Genomic DNA, 1,258 nt, shown 5'->3' with positions numbered 1-1,258 from the left:
TGTCCTGATAAACTAAAGTTGTAACACCTTGTTATAGTTTGGTATAATCCAAATACGAAAAGGAGTACAACTATGGCAAACAAAAAACATGATCAGCACTTTCGGCAAAAAATGATAAAACTTCGTTTAGAAGAAGGCCGAACAATAAAAAGTTTAACAGATGAATATCATTTAGGTAATGGCACATTAAGTTATTGGTTAAAAAAGCACCGTGAAGAATGCAAAGAAGATCCAAAACTCCAATCTGAGACTGACCAAATGATAGAAAACCGAGAATTAAGAAAACGTCTAGAAGAACTTGAGAAGGAAAACCGATTCTTAAAAAAGGCGGCAGCATTCTTCGCGAAGGAAATAGACAAATAGCTTATAAGTTTATTCAAGAAAACAACGAAGAGTTTGGTCTTCGTTGGCTATTAAACCAATTCAAAATCGTACCAAATGCCTATTACAATTATCTGAAAGACAGAAGAAAACAATATAAGAAACAGAAATCACATCTCATGAACGAGATTCGCGAACTATATCACAATCATGCTGGTACACTTGGATATCGCTTAATCAGTGACCTTTTAGAGCGCAAGAAGGTCTATATTAGTTACCCAACAACATATAAATATATGCATGAAATGGGAATACAGGCGACTCTGCAAAAGAAAAAGTTGAAGTATGTTAAAGGACTTATTCACAAGACCTTTGACAACTTACTTGAACAAGACTTTTCAGCAACTGCACCAAATGAAAAGTGGTGTACAGATTTCACGTACTTAGAACTGTCTAATGGGAAAAAAAGATATAACTGTTCAATTATCGACTTGTATGATCGAAGCGTAATCGCAAGTAAAAATAGTTCTTTCATTGATTCAAAGTTGGCTATTGAAGCTCTAAAAATGGCTATTTCTAGCCATAAACCTGCTAGAGGAACAATACTTCACAGCGATCAAGGGTCACAGTTTTCTTCCGTTGCATTTACTGAGTATTGTAAAGAAAACAAGATTATTCAAAGCATGAGTCGTGCCGGTTGCCCTTATGATAATGCAGTGATGGAAAGATACTACAATTCTATGAAAAATGAATTTATCAACCATTATAGTTTTGATACTGATGAGCTTCTCAATGAGGCAATTAATGACTATGCATTCGTTTGGTACAACTATCAACGACCACATTCTTACAATAATAAATTAACACCATTTGAGGCAAGGCAAGCTTATACTCGTCAAACTATATGATAGTGTTACAATTATGCTTGACTAGGACA

General features: G+C 34.6%; 1 protein-coding gene. It reads left to right on the top strand.

Annotated features, from left to right (window positions below):
* The first annotated feature begins 72 nt into the window (after positions 1–72).
* Positions 73–1,229, top strand: a protein-coding gene (locus QE109_RS17510; RefSeq protein ID WP_281095841.1) for an IS3 family transposase whose coding sequence is annotated in 2 segments (ribosomal slippage) — positions 73–334 and positions 334–1,229 — 1,158 coding nt in all. Because the reading frame shifts where the segments join, the coding sequence is not laid out codon by codon here.
* The last annotated feature ends 29 nt before the right edge of the window (positions 1,230–1,258 follow it).

Origin of the sequence: Fusibacter bizertensis (assembly GCF_029914245.1) — a bacterium.
GTDB classification, from domain to species: domain Bacteria; phylum Bacillota; class Clostridia; order Peptostreptococcales; family Acidaminobacteraceae; genus Fusibacter_C; species Fusibacter_C bizertensis.
The sequence above is the reverse complement of the archived record's forward strand: the minus strand, read 5'-3'. Positions and strand labels throughout refer to the sequence as shown.